General features: G+C 71.2%; 14 protein-coding genes. 11 read left to right on the top strand and 3 right to left on the bottom strand.

Translation table 11 applies throughout. From position 1 onward, the window contains the following. Position 1: 1 nt before the first annotated feature. Positions 2-1,708: a hydantoinase B/oxoprolinase family protein gene (locus VSH64_RS20960; RefSeq protein ID WP_326837331.1), complete on the top strand. Its 1,707-nt coding sequence runs from the start codon at positions 2-4 to the stop codon at positions 1,706-1,708. A gap of 138 nt (positions 1,709-1,846) precedes the next feature. Further along, complete coding sequence (gene solA, locus VSH64_RS20955; protein WP_326837330.1) at positions 1,847-3,013, top strand: N-methyl-L-tryptophan oxidase; 1,167 nt, start codon at positions 1,847-1,849, stop codon at positions 3,011-3,013. A 56-nt stretch (positions 3,014-3,069) separates the two neighbouring features. Here the strand turns inward: solA and VSH64_RS20950 are convergent, their stop codons facing one another. Beyond that, positions 3,070-3,987 carry a LysR family transcriptional regulator gene (locus tag VSH64_RS20950; RefSeq protein ID WP_326837329.1) on the bottom strand — a complete coding sequence of 306 codons (918 nt, stop codon included), beginning with the start codon at positions 3,985-3,987 and terminating at the stop codon, positions 3,070-3,072. A 133-nt stretch (positions 3,988-4,120) separates the two neighbouring features. Between VSH64_RS20950 and VSH64_RS20945 the strand changes: the two genes are divergently transcribed. The 7 genes from VSH64_RS20945 (at position 4,121) to VSH64_RS20915 (ending at position 13,984) form a co-directional block, all read left to right on the top strand. After that, entirely contained in the window at positions 4,121-7,084 is a 2,964-nt protein-coding gene (locus VSH64_RS20945) for an FAD-binding and (Fe-S)-binding domain-containing protein (protein WP_326837328.1), read from the top strand. Beyond that, positions 7,081-8,223: a Glu/Leu/Phe/Val family dehydrogenase gene (locus tag VSH64_RS20940; protein WP_326837327.1), complete on the top strand. Its 1,143-nt coding sequence runs from the start codon at positions 7,081-7,083 to the stop codon at positions 8,221-8,223. The genes VSH64_RS20945 and VSH64_RS20940 overlap by 4 nt, the downstream gene beginning before the upstream one ends. A gap of 62 nt (positions 8,224-8,285) precedes the next feature. Continuing rightward, positions 8,286-9,680: a 2-oxoadipate dioxygenase/decarboxylase gene (hglS, locus tag VSH64_RS20935; protein ID WP_326837326.1), complete on the top strand. Its 1,395-nt coding sequence runs from the start codon at positions 8,286-8,288 to the stop codon at positions 9,678-9,680. 179 nt (positions 9,681-9,859) lie between these two features. Continuing rightward, a complete protein-coding gene (locus tag VSH64_RS20930; RefSeq protein WP_326837325.1) occupies positions 9,860-10,792 on the top strand; it encodes a phosphotriesterase family protein in 933 nt (310 codons plus the stop codon). A gap of 32 nt (positions 10,793-10,824) precedes the next feature. Continuing rightward, positions 10,825-12,141 (top strand): MFS transporter, encoded by a 1,317-nt coding sequence (locus VSH64_RS20925; RefSeq protein ID WP_326837324.1) that lies wholly within the window; start codon positions 10,825-10,827, stop codon positions 12,139-12,141. After that, positions 12,138-13,187: a dipeptidase gene (locus VSH64_RS20920; protein ID WP_326837323.1), complete on the top strand. Its 1,050-nt coding sequence runs from the start codon at positions 12,138-12,140 to the stop codon at positions 13,185-13,187. Before VSH64_RS20925 ends, VSH64_RS20920 begins: the two co-directional genes overlap by 4 nt. Before the next feature lie 170 nt (positions 13,188-13,357). Continuing rightward, positions 13,358-13,984: an FMN-dependent NADH-azoreductase gene (locus VSH64_RS20915; RefSeq protein ID WP_326837322.1), complete on the top strand. Its 627-nt coding sequence runs from the start codon at positions 13,358-13,360 to the stop codon at positions 13,982-13,984. 83 nt (positions 13,985-14,067) lie between these two features. On the opposite strand, the gene VSH64_RS20910 is transcribed toward VSH64_RS20915, so the two are convergent. Next, the gene (locus VSH64_RS20910) at positions 14,068-14,703 is read right to left on the bottom strand and encodes a TetR/AcrR family transcriptional regulator (protein ID WP_326837321.1); all 636 of its coding nucleotides are present in this window, start codon (positions 14,701-14,703) and stop codon (positions 14,068-14,070) included. A 77-nt stretch (positions 14,704-14,780) separates the two neighbouring features. Between VSH64_RS20910 and VSH64_RS20905 the strand changes: the two genes are divergently transcribed. Further along, positions 14,781-15,767, top strand: a complete 987-nt coding sequence (locus VSH64_RS20905) for an amidohydrolase family protein (RefSeq protein WP_326837320.1) — start codon at positions 14,781-14,783, stop codon at positions 15,765-15,767. Here the strand turns inward: VSH64_RS20905 and VSH64_RS20900 are convergent. Next, the gene (locus VSH64_RS20900) at positions 15,757-16,347 is read right to left on the bottom strand and encodes a TetR/AcrR family transcriptional regulator (protein ID WP_326837995.1); all 591 of its coding nucleotides are present in this window, start codon (positions 16,345-16,347) and stop codon (positions 15,757-15,759) included. The genes VSH64_RS20905 and VSH64_RS20900 overlap by 11 nt on opposite strands. A 130-nt stretch (positions 16,348-16,477) precedes the next feature. Between VSH64_RS20900 and VSH64_RS20895 the strand changes: the two genes are divergently transcribed. Next, positions 16,478-17,035 carry a hypothetical protein gene (locus tag VSH64_RS20895; RefSeq protein WP_326837319.1) on the top strand — a complete coding sequence of 186 codons (558 nt, stop codon included), beginning with the start codon at positions 16,478-16,480 and terminating at the stop codon, positions 17,033-17,035. The last annotated feature ends 234 nt before the right edge of the window (positions 17,036-17,269 follow it).

The raw sequence follows: 17,269 nt of genomic DNA, 5'->3' as shown, positions 1-17,269 counted from the left end.
CGTGCCCACCGAGACTTCCGTTTTCGACGACCCGATCACGCTGGAGATCATCTGGGGGCGGCTCGCCACTGTCGCCGCGGAGATGCAGACGGTGCTGCGCCGCACCGCGCTCAGCACCCTGATCTCGGCCGCGAACGACCTGGCGTGCGAGATCATGGACGCGCGCGGCTGGTCGGTGGCCCACGCCGCCACGAGCAACCCGGCGTTCAACCTCACGATGCCGCACGTGACCAGCGCGCTGCTGGAGGCGTTCCCGGCCGACACGCTGCGTCCGGGCGACGTGCTGTTCACCAACGACCCGTGGATCGGCAACGGGCACCTGCCCGACGTCAGCGTGGTCACCCCGTTCTTCAAGAACGGCAAGCTGGTGGGCTTCGCGGGCTCCATCGCGCACGTGAGCGACATCGGCGGGCTGCTCAACCAGTCACAGGCCCGCACCGTGTACGAGGAAGGCCTGTTCTTCCCGCCGATGAAGCTCTACGACGAGGGACGGCGCAACGAGGCGATCATCGCGACGATCCGCAAGAGCGTCCGCCTGCCCGACACCGTGATCGGCGACATCAGCGCCATCGTCACGGCCAACTCGGTCGCGGTGCGCCAGGTCGTCGACCTGCTCGACGAGTACGGGGTCGACGACCTGTCCGAGCTGTCGGACGCCATCCAGGACCGTGCGGAGCAGGCGATGCGCCGCACGATCGAGGCCTTGCCCGACGGCGATTACCCTTACGAGCACACGTTCAACGTGCTCGATTCGACGCTCACCATCGGCGTCGTGATCCGGATCCGCGGAACCGAGCTGGCCGTGGACTACGTGAAGGTGCCGCCGCAGCACGACCACGGCGGGATCAACTCGACGATGACGTTCACCACCGCGCGCTCCATCGCGCAGCTGAACTGCCTGCTGACTCCGAACATCCCGAGCAACCAGGGGTTGTTCCGGCCGATCACGGTCACGGCCCCGGAGGGATCCATCCTCAACCCGACGTACCCGGCCTCGGTCAACGACCGGGTGAAGGTCGGCTGGCACACCATCGCGCTGGTGCAGGGCGCGCTGGCCGGGATCGCCGGCTACGTGCCCGCGCTCAGCGGGTTCCAGAGCAGCATCAAACTGCTCAGCTCCCACAGCGGCGTGCCGGTGAGCACCAACTTCATGAACGGTGGCGGCCTCGGCGCCGGGCCGGACGACGACGGTGTCGACGGCATTTGCTACCCGACCAGTTCGACGACGTTGCCCGTCGAGATCTTCGAGTCCTCCAGCGGCGGTTTCCTGGTGAGCAAGGAACTCGCGCCGGATTCGGCGGGTGCCGGGCGCCGCCGGGGCGGGCACGGACAACGGGTGGTCCTCGGGCCGCCCGAGGACGAAGCGTCGTCGTACACCCTTTCGCTGAGCATGAGCCAGCACGGGTCGCCGCCGATCGGCTTCGGCGCCGGCCTGGCGGGGCGGGCCTCGCGCCTGTACGTCGGCGCCGAAGAGATCCCGTTCGACCAGGTGGCGGCGCGGCTGGTCAGCGTGCCCCACACGCCCGAAAGCGGGCTCGTCACGCTGGACACCCCCGGCGGCGGCGGGTTCGGCGACCCGGCCGAGCGCGACCCGCAGCTGGTGTTGCGCGATGTTCGCGACGGCCTGCTGAGCGTCGAGGCCGCGGCGGAGATCTACGGCGTGGACGTCGAGCTGGACACGCTCAGCGCCAAGCGGCGCGGGGCCTGATCATCAGCCACTCGCGGCCGGCCGGCGGCTTTCGCAGCCGTCGGCCGGCCGCCACCTTTTCTCGGCATCGGCGAAATCCCTCGGGGGCAGACGCATGCCGAAAACCGATCGGAACTCACGTGGGGAAAGCGGGGCAGCGTGACGATCACGCGCACTGAAGTCGTTGTCATCGGCGTGGGCACCATGGGCAGCGCCATCCTCTGGCGGCTAGCCGAGCGGGGGGTCCGCGTACTGGGCCTGGAGCGGTTCGCTCCGGGCCACGATCGGGGTTCGGGCCACGGCGAGTCCCGCATCCTGCGCACGGCCCAGCACGAGGACCCGGCGTACGTGCCGCTGGTGAAAGCGGCTGTCCGCGGCTGGCGCGAGCTCGAGCGGCAGACGCGCACCAGCCTGCTCACGATGACGGGCGGGCTGTCCGTCGGCCCCTCGGACGGGATGCTGATCCGCGGCGCGCTGGAAGCCGCGGCGGTGCACGGTCTCGAGTGCGGCATCGTGCCGGAAACCGAGGCCGCCCAACGGTTTCCGGCCCACCGGATGCAGCCGGGCGACACCGCGGTGTGGGAACGTGACGCCGGGGTCGTCCGGCCCGAACAGGCGATCGTCGCGGCGGCGCGGCGGGCGGTGGAGCTCGGCGCGGGCCTGCGCACGGGCGTGCGGGTGCTGGGTGTCGAGGACGGACCGGGTGACACCGTGCTCGTGCGCCTGGCCGACGGACTCGTGCAGGCGGATCACGTGGTGCTGGCCGCCGGGCCGTGGATCTCGCAGCTCGTCCCGCGGGCCGCGCTGCCGCTCACCGTCGAGCGCAAGATCCTCGCGTGGTTCCCCGCCGCCGAGCCGCGCCGGTTCGAACCGGACCGCTTTCCGGTGTTCCTCCGCGAAACGCCCGAGGGCCGGTGGTACGGGTTCCCGACCTTGGACCACACCACCGTCAAGGTCGCGTTCCACCACGGCGGACTCGAAGTCGACCCCGACGAGATCGACCGGACCGTGACCGCCGCGGACGTCGCTCCGCTCGGCGACGTGGTCGCCCGCCACCTGCGCGGGCTCGACCCCGTGGCGGTCCGAGCCGCGACCTGCATGTACACCAACACCCCGGACGCCCACTTCGCGCTCGGCACCCCTGCGGCCTACCGGCACCTCACGGTGGTCTCGGCGTGCTCGGGGCACGGGTTCAAGTTCGCGCCGGCGATCGGCGAGCTGGCCGCGGACCTCGCCCTGGGCTCGGCACCAGAGCTGCCGCTGGACCTGTTCGCGCTCGATCGTTTCGCCGGCAGTGTGGTGGGCAACGACCGGGGTGACGGCTGAATCGGCTCGTACCCCGCGGAATTCGCGGTTACGGCCGGCTGAGCAACGGGGCGGGGTCAGCCCTTGCGCCGCGGTGGCCGCGTGTACAGCCGCTGCGTGGCCGCGGCTTCGATGAGCGCGGTGTGCAGCCGGGCGAGCAGCGGGTTGTGCGCGGCCCGCCGGTGGACCAGGAGGACTTCGCGGTGCGCGCCCTTCTGAGTGAGCACCGTGACGTCGATCCGGTCGTCGGGTACGTGGCTCAGGCCCGGCACCACGGCCACGCCGCCCGTCTGGGCGACGAGTTCGCGCACCGCGTCGTAGTTGTTGCTGCGAAAGGCGATCTTCGGGGTGAAGCCGGCGGCCGCGCACAGCCGGTCGAGCGACAGTGAGCCTGCCGAGCCCGCGGCGCTGGCGATCCAGCGCCGTGAGGTCAGGCGGGGCAGCGGCGGTGTGCTGCGGCCGTCGCGGGGCCGCAGCAACAGCAGGTCCTCGTGCAGCAATGGGGTCGCCGCCAGTTCGGCCGGCCAGTCGCGTGGGCAGAGCGCGTACTGGTAGACGAGTGCGAGGTCGAGGCGGCCCTCCACGACCAGGTCGACCAGCTCGTCGGGCTCACCCTCCTCGAGCGTTACCGCGGCGGCCGGCACTGCTCGCGCGAAGGCGGCCAGCGCGGGTGGGACGAGGCGGACGCCGGCGGTGGGGAAGCTGCCGAGGCGAACCCGGCCGGCCGTCCCGTCGGCGAGCCGCCGCACCTGCTCCCCGAGGTCGTCGAGCGCGGCCAGCGCGGGCGCGCTGCGTTCGGCGAGCTCGCGCGCCGCGCTCGTCGGGCGCACGCCGTGCGCTTCCCGTTCGAACAGCACCAGGCCGGTTTCCTTCTCCAGCGCGGCGATCTGCTGCGACACGGCCGACGAGGTGTAGCCGAGTTCCTGCGCGGCCAAGGCGAACGAGCCGTTGCGGTACACGGAGATCAGTGTGAGCAAGTGCAGCGGCTTGAGCATCGGCTGCCTCTCGAGGGTAAGGGTTTCTGGTGCTGATCTCGAAATACTACCGGCCTCCTGGGTCTGGGCTTTCCTCCCCGGCGGGCTCATGCTGAACCGGAACCATCGAGCCGCCACAGGAAGGGATCACCCAGTGAGGACGTCGGCGAAGACGAAAGATCGGCCGGACACCGCCGAGGTCACCGCTTCACTGTCCGAAGTGGACTGCGGGGAGGTCGCCGGTGATATGCGCACGCGGGCCCAGTATTCGGCCGACGCGTCGAACTACCGGCGGCTCCCGGTGGCCGTCGTGTTCCCGCGCACGCGGCAGCAGGTGATCGACACCGTGGCGGTGTGCCGGCGGCTCGGTGTCGCGATCACCTGCCGAGGCGCGGGCACCAGCACCTCCGGGCAAGCCGTCGGCGAAGGCGTGGTGCTCGACTTCTCCCGTTCATACCACCGGGTTCTGGAGCTCGACCCGCAGGCGAGGACCGCGCGCGTGGAGCCCGGGATCGTGCTCGACGACTTGCAGCGGGCCGCGGACGACCACGGCTTGCGGTTCGGGCCGGACCCGTCGACGCACAGCCGCTGCACCCTCGGCGGGATGATCGGCAACAACGCGTGTGGTTCGCATTCGCTCGCGTGGGGGCGCACGGCCGAGAATGTGCTCGAACTCGAAGTCCTCACCTACCGCGGCACGGTCCTGACCGTCGGGGAGATGAGCGCGGCCGAGATCGACGCGGCCGTCGCCGAGGGTGGCGAACGCGGGAAGCTGATCGCCGAACTGCACGGCCTGGCGAGGGACCACCTCGCGCTCCTGCGCACCGAGCTCGGCCGGTTTCCCCGCCAGGTGTCCGGTTATCCGCTGGAACAGCTGCTGCCGGAGCGCCGGTTCAACCTGGCGCGAGCGCTCGTCGGCACCGAAGGCACGTGCGCGGTCGTCCTGTCGGCGAAGCTGCGGTTGGTGCCGACCCCGCCAGTGCGAGCGCTCGTCGTGCTCGGGTTCGACGATGCCTGGGCCGCCGCCGACGCTGTGCCGGCGCTGCTGGAGCAGCACCCGATCGCGCTGGAGGGGCTGGACCGGGCGCTGACCGACCTCGTCACCCGGCCCGACGGTCGGGCGGCGATCGCCACGTTGCCACCGGGACAGGCCTGGCTGTTCGCCGAGCTGGGCGGCGAGGCCTCGGACTTGCCCGCACGTGCGCAGGCCCTCGCCGCCGCGGCTGCCGGGTGCACCGGCGCCGAGATCATCACCGACACCGAGCGGATGACTCGGCTCTGGCGTGTTCGCGAAGACGGCGCCGGTCTCGCCACGCGGCTGCCCGACGGCTCCGAAGCCTGGCCGGGGTGGGAGGACGCCGCTGTGCCGCCCGCCGCGCTCGGCGCGTACCTGCGGGAGTTCACGGCGCTGCTGGACCGCCACGGTCTGCGCGGCGCCGTGTACGGCCACTTCGGCGAGGGCTGCCTCCACGTCCGCATCGATTTCGACTTCGACACCGAGCAGGGGGTGGGGGTCTTCCGGCGGTTCGTCGGCGAGGCCGCCGACCTGGTCACCGCGCACGGTGGCTCGCCCTCCGGCGAGCACGGCGACGGACAGGCCAGGTCGGCGCTGCTCGCCCGGGTTTACCGGCCCGAGGTGCTCACGCTCTTCCGGCGGTTCAAGGACGCGTGGGACCCGGACAACGGCCTCAACCCCGGCATGGTCGTCCGGCCGCTCGCGGTCGATGCCGACCTGCGCGTCGATCCTCGTCGACGCCCGCTTCCGCTGACCACCGTGCTGCCGTTCCACGCCGACGGCGGCGACTTCGCGAAAGCCACCCGCCGGTGCGTGGGCGTCGGGAAGTGCCGGACGACAGCGCACCGCGGCGACGTGATGTGCCCGAGCTACCGCGTCACCCGAGACGAAAAGGACTCCACCCGCGGCCGCGCGCGGATCCTCTACGAGATGACGCAGGGCGACGTGATCACCGACGGCTGGCGCTCCGCCGAAGTGCGCGACGCGCTCGATCTCTGTCTGTCCTGCAAGGGCTGCAGCGCCGACTGCCCGGTCGGGGTCGACGTGGCCGCGTACAAGTCCGAGTTCCTGCACCACCACTACCGGTGGCGCGTACGCCCCGCCTCGCACTACTCGATGGGCTGGCTGCCGCTGCTTTCGCGGGTGGCGGCCAAGCTGCCCGGGCCGGTCAACCGCCTCACTCATTCGCGGCTGGCCCCGCTGGTGAAACGGCTGGGCGGTATCGCGGCCGAACGCGACATCCCGCGGTTCGCCGCCACCACCTTCGTCGACTGGTTCCGTGCGCGCCGGCCCGGCGGCCCGGGGGAGCGCGGCCCGGTGCTGCTCTGGGTGGATTCGTTCAACAACCACTTCTCACCGGAGGTCCTGCGGGCCGGTGTGGCGGTGCTCGAACACGCCGGGTACGAGGTGCGCGTCCCCGACGGCACCCAGTGCTGCGGGCTCACGTGGATCACGACCGGTCAGCTCGGCATCGCGCGAAGGCTGGCCACGCGCGCGGTGGCCGCGCTGCGACCGTCGGTGGAGGACGGTGTGCCGGTGGTGGGGCTGGAACCCAGCTGCGTCGCCGCGTTGCGCACCGACGTGCCTGACCTGCTCGCCACGCCCGCGGCCCGCCAGGTGGCCGCGGCCACCACGACCCTCGCCGAACTGCTCGTGCACCGCACCGAGGGCTGGGTTCCGCCGCGGCTCGCGGCCCGGTCGCTGAGCCAGACCCACTGCCACCAGCACGCGACCAGCGGCTTCGACGCCGACCGGATCCTGCTGGAGCGGTTGGGCGTGGCCAACACCGTGCTGGACTCGGGCTGCTGCGGGCTCGCCGGCAACTTCGGTTTCGAACGCGGGCACTACGACGTCTCCGTGGCCGCGGGCGAACAGGTACTGCTCCCGGCCGTCCGCGCGGCGCCGCTCGACACGGTCGTGCTCGCCGACGGGTTCAGCTGCCGCACGCAGATCGCCCACGGCAGCGAGCGCGTCGCCGCGCACCTGGCCCAGCTGATCGCCTCGGCCCTGCCGGACCGCCCCACCGAGCTGCCCTTCACCGAGCCGCCCCGCACCGAGAAGCCCGACACAGAAATCCCGACCACGGAAAGGCCCGCCACATGACCGACGCACTCGACCTCGTCGACGAATGGGGTCCGGAGAAGATCGTCGTCGTCTCCCACCGGCGCACCGGCATGAAAGGCGTGCTGGTCATCGACAACACCGCCCGCGGGATCGGCAAGGGCGGTACGCGGATGAGCCCGTCGGTCACGGTCACCGAGATCGCGCGCCTGGCCCGGGTGATGACGTGGAAGTGGGCCGGGGTCGACCTGTTCTACGGCGGGGCCAAGGCCGGCATCGTCGCGGATCCGGCGGCGCCCGACAAGGAAGCCGTGCTGCGCGCGTTCGCCCGTGCGCTGGCGAACGAGGTGCCGCGCGAATACGTGATGGGCCTCGACATGGGCCTCACCGAGAACGACGCGGCGATCATCCAGGATGAGCTGGGCGACCGTGGTGCCGCCGTGGGCACTCCCGCGCACCTGGGTGGCATCGCCTACGACCAGATCGGTATCACCGGCTTCGGTGTCGCGGAGGCGGCCGACGCGGCGGCCACTCGCCTCGGGCTGCCGATGCGCGGCGCTCGTGTGGCCATCCAGGGTTTCGGCGCGGTCGGCAGTGCCGCCGCGCGCCGGTTCGCCGAGCTCGGAGCCACGGTCGTCGCGGTGTCGACCGCGCACGGCGCGCTGCACGATCCGCACGGCCTGGACGTCGCCAAGCTGCTCGAGGCCCGCGCTCAGTACGGCGACGCGTTCGTCACGCGCACCGGAGCGGCGCGGCCCGCGGGCGAGGAGCTCACGGTGCCGTGCGACGTGCTCGTTCCGGCGGCCCTGCAGGACGTGCTCGACCGGGACACCGCGCCTCTGGTGACCGCGAAGCTCGTGGTCGAGGGCGCCAACCTGCCGACCTCGCCGGAGGCGAAAGCGGTGCTGGCCGCTCGAGGCGTCACGGTGCTGCCGGATTTCGTCGCCAACGCGGGCGGGGTGATCGCCGCGGCGTTCGCCATGGACGCCCGGTACTCGGGGTTTCGGCCGGACACCGACACCGTGTTCGCGACCGTCGCGGAGAAACTGCGGGCCAACGCCGGCACCGTCCTCGACGAGGCCGAGCGCCGCGGGCTCACCCCGGCCGAGGCGGGGCTGCGCCTCGCCACCGACCGGGTGCGCGCCGCGATGGTCAGCAAAGGCCGGCTGCCGGCCCGCTGAGCCGGGCCGTCCACCGAGCCGACCTTCCATCGAGTCGACCGGCCACAAAAGGAGACACAGACATGACCACCCTCAGTCAGGGACGGCTGCGTGCGGCGTTCGCGCGCCGTCTGTCCGAAATGTACGCCCGCGAAGTCCCGGCCTACCAGACGTTGCTCGACGTGTCCCACGAGGTCAACGCCGGGGTCGTGCGCGAGCGCGGCGAGGCGGCCGAACGGCTGGGCTCGATCGGACGGGTGACCGAGGAGCGCCACGGCGCGATCCGCGTCGGCACCCCCGGCGAACTCCGTGCCGTGGCGCGGATCTTCGGCGCGCTCGGCATGCACCCGGTCGGGTTCTACGATCTGCGGGAAGCCGCGGTGAACGCGGTGCCGGTGGTGTCCACCGCCTTCCGGCCGCTCGACGCCGCCGAGCTCGCCGTGAACCCCTTCCGGGTCTTCACCTCGATGCTCGCCACCTCCGACGCCCGGTTCTTCGACGAAGACCTGCGCCCCCGGCTCGAGAACTTCCTGGCCCGGCGGCAGCTCTTTCCGCCTGAGCTGCTGGCGCTCGCGGACCGGGCCGAACGCGACCGGGAGCTGTCCACCGTGGACGCCGAGCGGTTCCTCACACTGGCCGTGGGCGCGTTCGAGCTTTCGACCGAGCCGGTGGACCGGGCCTGGTACGAGCAGCTCGAACGGGTGTCGGCGGTGGCCGCCGACATCGGCGGCGTGCGCAGCACCCACGTGAACCACCTGACTCCGCGCGTGCTCGACATCGACGAGCTGTACCGGCGGATGAGCGCGCGGGGCATCGAGATGATCGACACGATCCAGGGACCGCCGCGCTGGGCCGGCCCGGACGTGCTGCTGCGCCAGACGTCGTTCCGCGCACTGGCCGAACCGCGGACGCTGCGCGAACCCGACGGCACCGTCGGCCGGGGCGCGTTGCGGGTGCGGTTCGGTGAAGTCGAAGCCCGCGGCATCGCCCTCACCAGGACCGGGCGCGCCCGCTACGACGAGCTGCTGGGCCGGGTCGAAGATCGCCTGCGGGCCGACCCCGGGGCCGAGCGCGCCGGCGTGGCCCGGGAGATCTGGGCCGCCGGCCTCCCGGACTCCGAGCGGGGCCTGTTCGACGAGGGGCTCGCGTTCTGCCGCTACGAACTTCGCACCGACCGGCCGGCCGGGCCGCCGCCGGGGGAGCTGTCCGCCCTGATCGACCACGGCTGGGTGCGGCGCGAACCGATCGTCTACGAGGACTTCCTGCCGCGGTCCGCGGCCGGCATCTTCCAGTCGAACCTCACCGGCCGCGGCACCCGGGACGACGGGCGTGAGGCCGCCGGTTACGACCTCGACCGCCTGGCCGGGATCCTCGGCCGCGAGGTGCACGACCCGTTCGACCTCTACGCCCGCCGGCAGGACGAGTCGGCCGAGCACGTCTTCGCCCGGCTGCGGATCCCTTCGACAAACGCAGGATGAGATCGCGGAATCTTTCTACTCCGGTAGGAAGCCGATTGCCGGCGGCGCTGTTAGCGTCCTAGCAACGCGATACACCGTTTTTCGCCGCTTCGGCGAGATTTCCCTTTCCCACGTCCGTTTTGAGCTGTGTTCGTGGTGCCCGGAAACCGGCGCCACGACCGGAAACCGAGGGAGCACCGTTGGCCGACGAGACCGTCACCACCGTCACCGGAACCGTCCGGGCCGAGGACCTCGGCATCACCGCGATGCACGAGCACCTCCTCATCGACCTCAAGCGCGTCTCGGGCATTCCCGAGTCCATCCTGGACGACGTGGAGCTAGTGATCGCCGAGGTCGCCGCGTTCAAGGCGGCCGGCGGTGCGACGATCGTCGAGCTCACGAACCGGAACCTCGGCCGCCGCCCCGAGGAGCTCAAGGTCATCGCCGAGGCGACCGGGCTCAACGTCGTGATGGGCTGCGGGTGGTACCGCGAGAAGTACTACGACGCCGAGGTGTTCACCACGCCGACGCAGCAGCTCGCCGAGGACATCGTGCGTGACATCGAGGTCGGCGTGGGACCGCAGCGGATCAAGGCCGGGATCATCGGTGAGATCGGCACCGAGGGCGACTACCTGCGGCCCGCCGAGGAACGCTCGTTCCGGGCCGCCGCCCGCGCGCAGATCGTGACCGGGCTGACCTTGAGCACCCACGCGTCGGCCGGCCGGGCCGGCCTGGCCCAGCTCGACGTGCTGGCCGAGGAGCACGTGGACCCGCGCCGCGTGATCATCGGGCACTGCGACCGGCGCCGCGACCTGGACTACTACCTCGAAATCGTGCGCCGCGGCGCGTGGGTGCAGTTCGACCTCCTGCGCGAGCCCACGGACTGGGAGCTGGACAAGCGCGTGCGCCTCGCCGTGGACTTCATCGCGGCCGGGCACCTCGACCGGCTCCTGATCTCCCAGGACGTGTGTCGCAAGAACCACCTGAAGAACTTCGGCGGTGGCGGGTACGACCGCATGCTCGTGGAATTCGTGCCGAAGCTGCGCGCCGCCGGAATCAGTGAAGAACAGATCGAAATCCTCTTCGTGCACAACCCCCGCGCGGCGCTCACGGGCGCCCGCGTGGCGCATTGACCGTCCCCACCAGCGCCGCCAGGGAGCCGACAATGAACCCCCGTCCCGCGACACCGCCGTCGCCCCGGAAGATCCTGTTCGCGACCGCGGCGGGAAATTTCGTCGAGTGGCTCGACTTCTCGCTCTACGGCTACCTCGCCGTGGTCATTTCCCGCACGTTCTTCCCGCCCGGGAGCCAGGCCGCCGCCCTCATCGGCGCGTTCGCCGTGTACGGCGTGGCCTTCATCGCCCGCCCGATCGGCGCGCTGGTCTTCAGCCGGATCGGCGACCACCGGGGCAGGCGGTCCGCGCTTTCACTGTGCATCATCGTGATGGGCACCGCGACGGCCGCCATCGGCATCCTGCCGAGTTACGGCACCGTCGGGATCCTCGCTCCGATCCTGCTGCTCCTCTGCCGGCTCGCCGAAGGCTTCTCCGCCGGCGGCGAGTACGCCGGCGGGATGATCTTCGCGCTGGAACACTCCAGCGAACGCCGCCGCGCGACGCGGACGAACTTCGTCGCGAGCTTCGCCAACGGTGGCAGCCTCGGCGGCATCGTGGTGATCATCGTCTTCCAGACGCTGCTGCCCCAGACCTACACCACCAACGGCTGGCGCTGGGCGTTCGTCGTCGCCGGCGCCGTGGCGCTGGTCGGGCTCTACCTGCGGCGGCGCATCGACGAAACGCCGGTGTACCGGGAGTTCGCGGCGGCCCGCACACCCGTGCCGCTGCGGACCGTGCTGCGCGAGCACCGCGCGAAAATGGGGGTGCTGTTCGTCTTCTACGCCCTCGGCGGCGTGCTGAACTACATGATCGTCGGGTACATGCCGACGTTCCTCACCGCGACGGTGAAGATCAAGCCCCTGCCCGCGCTGTTCATCCAGGGCACCATCCTGCTCTTCGGCATGCTCCTGTTCATGGGCCTGGGTCCGTTGATCGACAGCGGTCGCGTGACGCGGCGCAGGCTGCTGCTCTGGGGTGCGGGCTCGTCGGTCTTCTTCGCCTTGCCGGCGTATCTGATGATCTCGACCGCGAACGTCGGTGTCGCGCTGCTCGGGTTGGCGCTGCTGGAGATCTCGGTCATCACCACCGCCGGCGGTGGCGCGCTCATCGCGCTGGAGATGATGCCCGCCGAGGTCCGCTACGCCGGGGTCGCCATTCCGTACAACCTCGCGTCCGCGCTGTTCGCGGGCACCGCGCCGCTGATCAGCCAGCTACTGGTGCAGGCGAGCGGCAGCAAGATCATGCCCGCGGTGTACGCCACGATCGTCGCGCTCATCGCGTTTCCGGTGATCTACCGCGGGATGCCGGACACGGCCGGCCGGTCGATCCGCGCCGCCGTGGCCGTGCCCGAGCGGGTGCAGCGGTGACTGGCGAAGAGGTGCCGCCGGAAGCCCGACAGTTGCACGAACGCTCGCTCGTCGTCGACGCGCACAACGACCTGCTCATGGTGTGCTCGCGGCAGCCTCCGGCGAGGCAGGGCGCGTTCTTCCGGCAGACCTGGCTTCCGCAGCTGCGCGCGGGTGGGGTGGACGTGCAGGTGCTGCCGGTGTTCCTCGAGCCGGAATTCCGGCCCGAGGGGGCGCTGCGCCAGACGCTGAAGATGATCGAGACGGCGTGGCGTATCGCCGAAGCGTGCCCGGACGAGGTCCGGATCTGCCTCACCGGCGCGGATCTCGAGCGGGCGCGCGCCGACGGGGTGCTCGCGTTGATCATCGCCCTGGAGGGGTGCGAGGCGGTCGGCCTCGACGTCGGGCTCTTCGAGACGCTGTACCGGCTGGGCGTGCGGATGGCGTCGTTCACGCACTTCGGGCGCACGATGCTCGCCGACGGTTCGGCCGAGAACGACACCGGCGGCCGGTTGACGAGCGCCGGTGTGGACGCGGTCGCCGAGTGCGAGCGGCTCGGCATCGTGCTCGACGTGTCGCACCTCGGTGCCGCGTCGACCGACCACCTGCTGGAGCTGGCCCGGCGGCCGGTCGTGGCGTCGCATTCGTCGTCGTTCGCGGTGCGCGCCCACCACCGCAACCTCACCGACGAGGTCATGCGGGCCATCGCCGCCACCGGCGGTGTGGTGGGGATCAACGTGCTGGCCCAGTTCGTGGACGGGCACCGGCACACGGTCGATCGCGTGGCGGACCACCTCGACCACGCGGCGTCGGTCGTCGGGGCCGACCACGTGGGTCTCGGGCCCGACTTCATCAAGGAGGTCTCCGACGGGCTGCTGCGCGTCGACGAGCTCGCTTGGGGCGACCGCAAGCCGCGTGAATACGTGCCGGGGCTGGAGGGCCCGGCGGGGCTGCCGCGCCTCACCGCCGAGCTGTTGCGCCGGGGCTGGGCCGAGCGCGACATCCGGCAGGTGCTCGGGTTGAGCTTCCACGACGTCCTGGTGCGGGAACTGGGAAAACCGGGGTGATCCCCTGAACGGTGGACGGTTTCAGCCGGATCCGGTTCCCTTGGCCCGTCTTCGTTGTCCGTTGGGCCAAGGAAGATTGACGGAGCGCACGCCTGGTTGTAACTGTTGTTCTGCACTTTTACCGGTTGACTCTTGCCCTGACCGGTGGGCGAACTTCAGAAAGGCGTTTGATGACAACCGTTCTGCACATCTCGGCCAGCCCGCGAGGTGCCGCGTCGGACTCGGGTGCGTTGGCTTCCGCGTTCCTCGAGTCCTATCAGGACACCAATCCGGACGTGGTCGTGAAGACGCTGGACCTCTGGGACGGCTCGCTGCCGGCGTTCGGGCCGACCGGGGCGAGCGCCAAGCTCACCGTGTTCGCCGGCGGAACGCCCGAAGGCGAGCAGGCGCGGGTGTGGGCGCAGGCCCAGGCGCTGGCCGACCAGTTCACCGCCGCCGACGCGTACGTGTTCAGCATTCCGATGTGGAACTCGGGCGTGCCGTACGTGTTCAAGCAGTGGGTGGACATCATCACCCAGCCCGGGATGGTCTTCGGCTTCGACCCGGCCGCCGGCTATTCGGGCCTGGTGCACGGCAAGAAGGCGGCGACGATCTACACCAGCGGGGTGTACTCCGAAGGTGTCCCGATCCAGTTCGGCGCCGACTTCCACTCCACGTATGTGAAGGACTGGCTGCGGTTCGTCGGCGTGACCGACGTGACCGAGCTGCGCTTCCAGCCCACGATCCTCACGGGCACCCCGGATCAGGACCGCGACGCGGCACTGGTCGCCGCCCGTGATGCCGGCAAGGCGTTCTGACCTCTTGTGACGAGGAAGCCGGCGGCCCTCCCCGCGGGGGCCGCCGGTCGTGCGCGGGCGGTGATTTCCTGAGGCGGCCCGGTTCACGAGTGGGCTCGGGTCCGCGGGCTGCCACGGTGGCCCGCTTTGCCGGTGCCGGTGCCGGCCCCGGTGAGGCCGGCCACGACCACGGCGACGAGGGCGTCCACCTCCGTGGTGAACGCGCCGGCCGGCGGCGGGTCGGCGCGGTCCAGCCGGCGCAGCAACGCGCCCTGGAACACGTCGAAGAGCACGTCCGCCGCGAGGGCGGGATCGAGGGAGCCGCCGGAAAGCGGGCCGCGCAGCCACTCGCGGAGTTCGGCGGACAGGGGCGAGCGGTGGTCGGGCGCGCCGTAGCCGCGGATCCAGGCCGTGGTGAGCTGGCGGGTCTCTTCCCAGCCGGCTTCGGTGGCCGCGGCCAGTTCGTGGAACACCGTGGTGATCGCGTCGAACGGATCGGCCGCGGCGCTCGGCCGGGCCAGCGCGAACGCGGTTTCCGCACGGCCGGCCGCCCAGGCGACCGCGAGGTCCCCCTTCGACGCGAAGTGGTTGAACGCGGTCCGCCGGGAAACGCCGGCGGCCGCGGCGACGTCGTCCATCGTCGCGTGGTCGTAGCCGCGTTCGGTGAACACCCGCACGGCGGCGTGCAGGAGGCGTTCGCGGGTGGCCTGCGCGCGGGGCGTTCGCGGGGTCGGGGTCACCTCGACAGTGTTGCACTCGAGTGCAACACTGGGGAAGTTGCACTGGAGTGCAACTTGACGCCGGGAAGGTGATCGCCATGGACCAGGACCGCGGCTGGGTGGACATCCACGCTCATTTCAGCCCGCCGACCACCGCGGATCAGCGGGACGAGCAGTGGCGCGGACTGCGTGCCGCTCGGTTCGTCGCGCCCGAGCCCTACCACTGGACGCCCGAAGCGGCGCTGGCGAGCATGGACCGGCTCGGCATCGCGGTGCAGCTGCTCAGTCCCGTGCCGCTGCCTGCCGATGACGGTGAACTGCGCGCCTGGAACGACTACGGCGCGCACCTCGTCGCCCGGCATCCCGGCCGCTTCGGGCTTCTGGCGGGACTTCCGACGCACGACCCGGACGCCGCGTTGGCGGAGATCGAACGCGGCGACCGCGAGACGCACCCCGACGGCTATCTCCTGGTCACCCGCCCCCGCGGAGTGCCGCTCAGCGATCCGCGGCTCGCGCCGGTGTGGGCCGAGCTGAACCGGCGCCACGCGGTGCTATTCGTGCACCCGAGCCCGGAAATCGCCCCGCCGCTGGGCCAGCCGGCGGCGTTGGTGGAGGTGGCGTTCGAGACCACGCGCGCGATCACGGATCTCCTCTACACCGGCTTCTTCCACCGTTATCCGGACCTCGTGGTGGTGCTCGCGCACTGCGGCGGCGCCCTGCCCGCGCTCTCGGGCCGGCTGCAGCTGCTCGGCGCCGAGCCCTGGATGCCCAATCCCGAAGGGCTTTCGCCGGCGGAGATCCGCGCCGACCTGGCCAGGCTCTACCTCGACACCGCCGCGACCGGAGCCGACTCGCACCTCGCCGCCGCGGTGACGATGGTCCCTCGCGACCACTTCGTCTACGGCGGCGACGCCGGCGTGCCGTGCTCGAACGACGACAGCCTCGGCCGGAACATCACCGCGCTGCGCGCCTCGTCCGTGCTGGCGCCGCGCGAGGTCGAGGCACTCGGGCGCCGCGGGTTCGACCTGTTCCCCGGCGTCGCCGCGCGCTACGAGCAACTCCTCGCGACGGCGCTCAACCCTTGAGGCCCACGGCTTCCTCGGCCGAAACCGTATCCCGATAGCGCAGGATGCCTTCCACGCCCAGGAGAAAGGTTTCGCAGACCGCGTCCGGGTCCGTGAGGCAGCCCGACGACATGGCGCCGTCGCGCAGCAGCACGAAATGGCGGGCCGCGGGGATGGGGGCGGGTTCGGTGGTGGCGGTGAAGAGATCGCTGACGGTGGCCAGGAACCAGTCACGGTGGGCGAGGACGGCGCGGTGCACCGGGTGGGCCGGGTCGGGGTACTCGGCGGCCGCGTTGAGGAACGCGCAGCCGCGGAAGCCGGGGGTGCGCAGGTCGTCGGCGATGAAGGCGGCGACGGCGCGCACGGTGTCGACCGGGCTGTGCCCGGCGGCGCGGATGGCTTCGACGCGGGCGCGGATCAGCTGGTCCGCCTCGGTCAGGTAAGCGACGACGAGGTCGTCCTTGCCAGGGAAGTGCCGGTAGAGCGTGGCGCGCGTGACGGACGCTTCGGAGACGATCCGGTCGATGCCGACCGAGTGCAGTCCCTCCAGGTAGAACAGCCGCGTCGCCGTGGCGAGCAGCCTGCTGCGTGCTTCGGACACCTGCTGGTCCACCGCCCTTCCTTGTCGGAGTCAGTCTAACAGAGAGAACGTTCGGTCTTGCGTGATGGGATCGGAGCTGCCATAGTTCCCTGCAGAAAGACCGATCGTTCTGTCTCTCTAAGGATGTGCCATGACCGCACCGACCGTTTCCATCGACGAAGACCGCTCCGAGACCACGCTTCCGTTGCGGCGCCTGTATTTCGTGCGTTTCGCGTTCGCGGTGGTGTGGGCCGTGCTGGTGTTCACCACGGCGAAGACGCTCGGCCCCGTCGCCACCACGCTGCTGGTGCTGTACCCGCTCTTCGACGTGGCCGCCGCGGTTGTCGACGCGCGCTCCGCGAAGACGGCCACCGCCGGCCTCTACGTGAACATCGTGATCAGCCTGCTCACCGCCGTCGGCCTGGGCATCGCCGCCTCGTCGGGGATCCCGGCGGTGCTGGGGGTCTGGGGCGCGTGGGCCATCGTGGCCGGCCTCGTGCAGCTCGTGGTCGGCCTCGTGCGCCGCTCCCTGGGCGGCCAGTGGCCGATGATCGCCAGCGGCGCCCTCTCCGCGGTGGCCGGCACGACCTTCGTCCTCCAGTCCACCCAGGACGCCGCCACCCTCACCACCCTCGCCGGCTATGCCACGCTCGGCGGTGTGTTCTTCCTGATCTCCGCCCTGCGCCTGGGCCGCTCGGTGAAGCGCTGACGCGTTTCGCGTCCCGCACACGCCACCCAGGCGCCCGCGAGGATGATGACACCGGGGATCGCGCCGGAAGTTGAGGCCACCACGACGATCACGGTCGTCGTGGTTCGCCCAGCGGTACGGCCCAGGCTTGTCTGTGAATCAAGACGAGCAGTGCTCGATGAGGGCGTTGCGCGAACTACATGACGAAACGTAACGCGGAAACCTGGTTGCCGAGCGTGATCGCGGCTACGACCG

This window comes from Amycolatopsis rhabdoformis, from assembly GCF_035918295.1.
GTDB lineage: Bacteria > Actinomycetota > Actinomycetes > Mycobacteriales > Pseudonocardiaceae > Amycolatopsis > Amycolatopsis rhabdoformis.
This window is presented reverse-complemented; position numbering and strand designations above follow the sequence as displayed.

What these genes read in the sequence shown, in the direction of transcription:
- VSH64_RS20915 (WP_326837322.1), top strand. Translation starts at nt 13,358, where the DNA reads ATGACAACCGTTCTGCACATCTCGGCCAGCCCGCGAGGTGCCGCGTCG.
- VSH64_RS20905 (WP_326837320.1), top strand. Translation starts at nt 14,781, where the DNA reads ATGGACCAGGACCGCGGCTGGGTGGACATCCACGCTCATTTCAGCCCG.
- hglS (WP_326837326.1), top strand. Translation starts at nt 8,286, where the DNA reads ATGACCACCCTCAGTCAGGGACGGCTGCGTGCGGCGTTCGCGCGCCGT.
- VSH64_RS20940 (WP_326837327.1), top strand. Translation starts at nt 7,081, where the DNA reads ATGACCGACGCACTCGACCTCGTCGACGAATGGGGTCCGGAGAAGATC.
- VSH64_RS20925 (WP_326837324.1), top strand. Translation starts at nt 10,825, where the DNA reads ATGAACCCCCGTCCCGCGACACCGCCGTCGCCCCGGAAGATCCTGTTC.
- VSH64_RS20895 (WP_326837319.1), top strand. Translation starts at nt 16,478, where the DNA reads ATGACCGCACCGACCGTTTCCATCGACGAAGACCGCTCCGAGACCACG.
- VSH64_RS20950 (WP_326837329.1), bottom strand. Translation starts at nt 3,987, where the DNA reads ATGCTCAAGCCGCTGCACTTGCTCACACTGATCTCCGTGTACCGCAAC.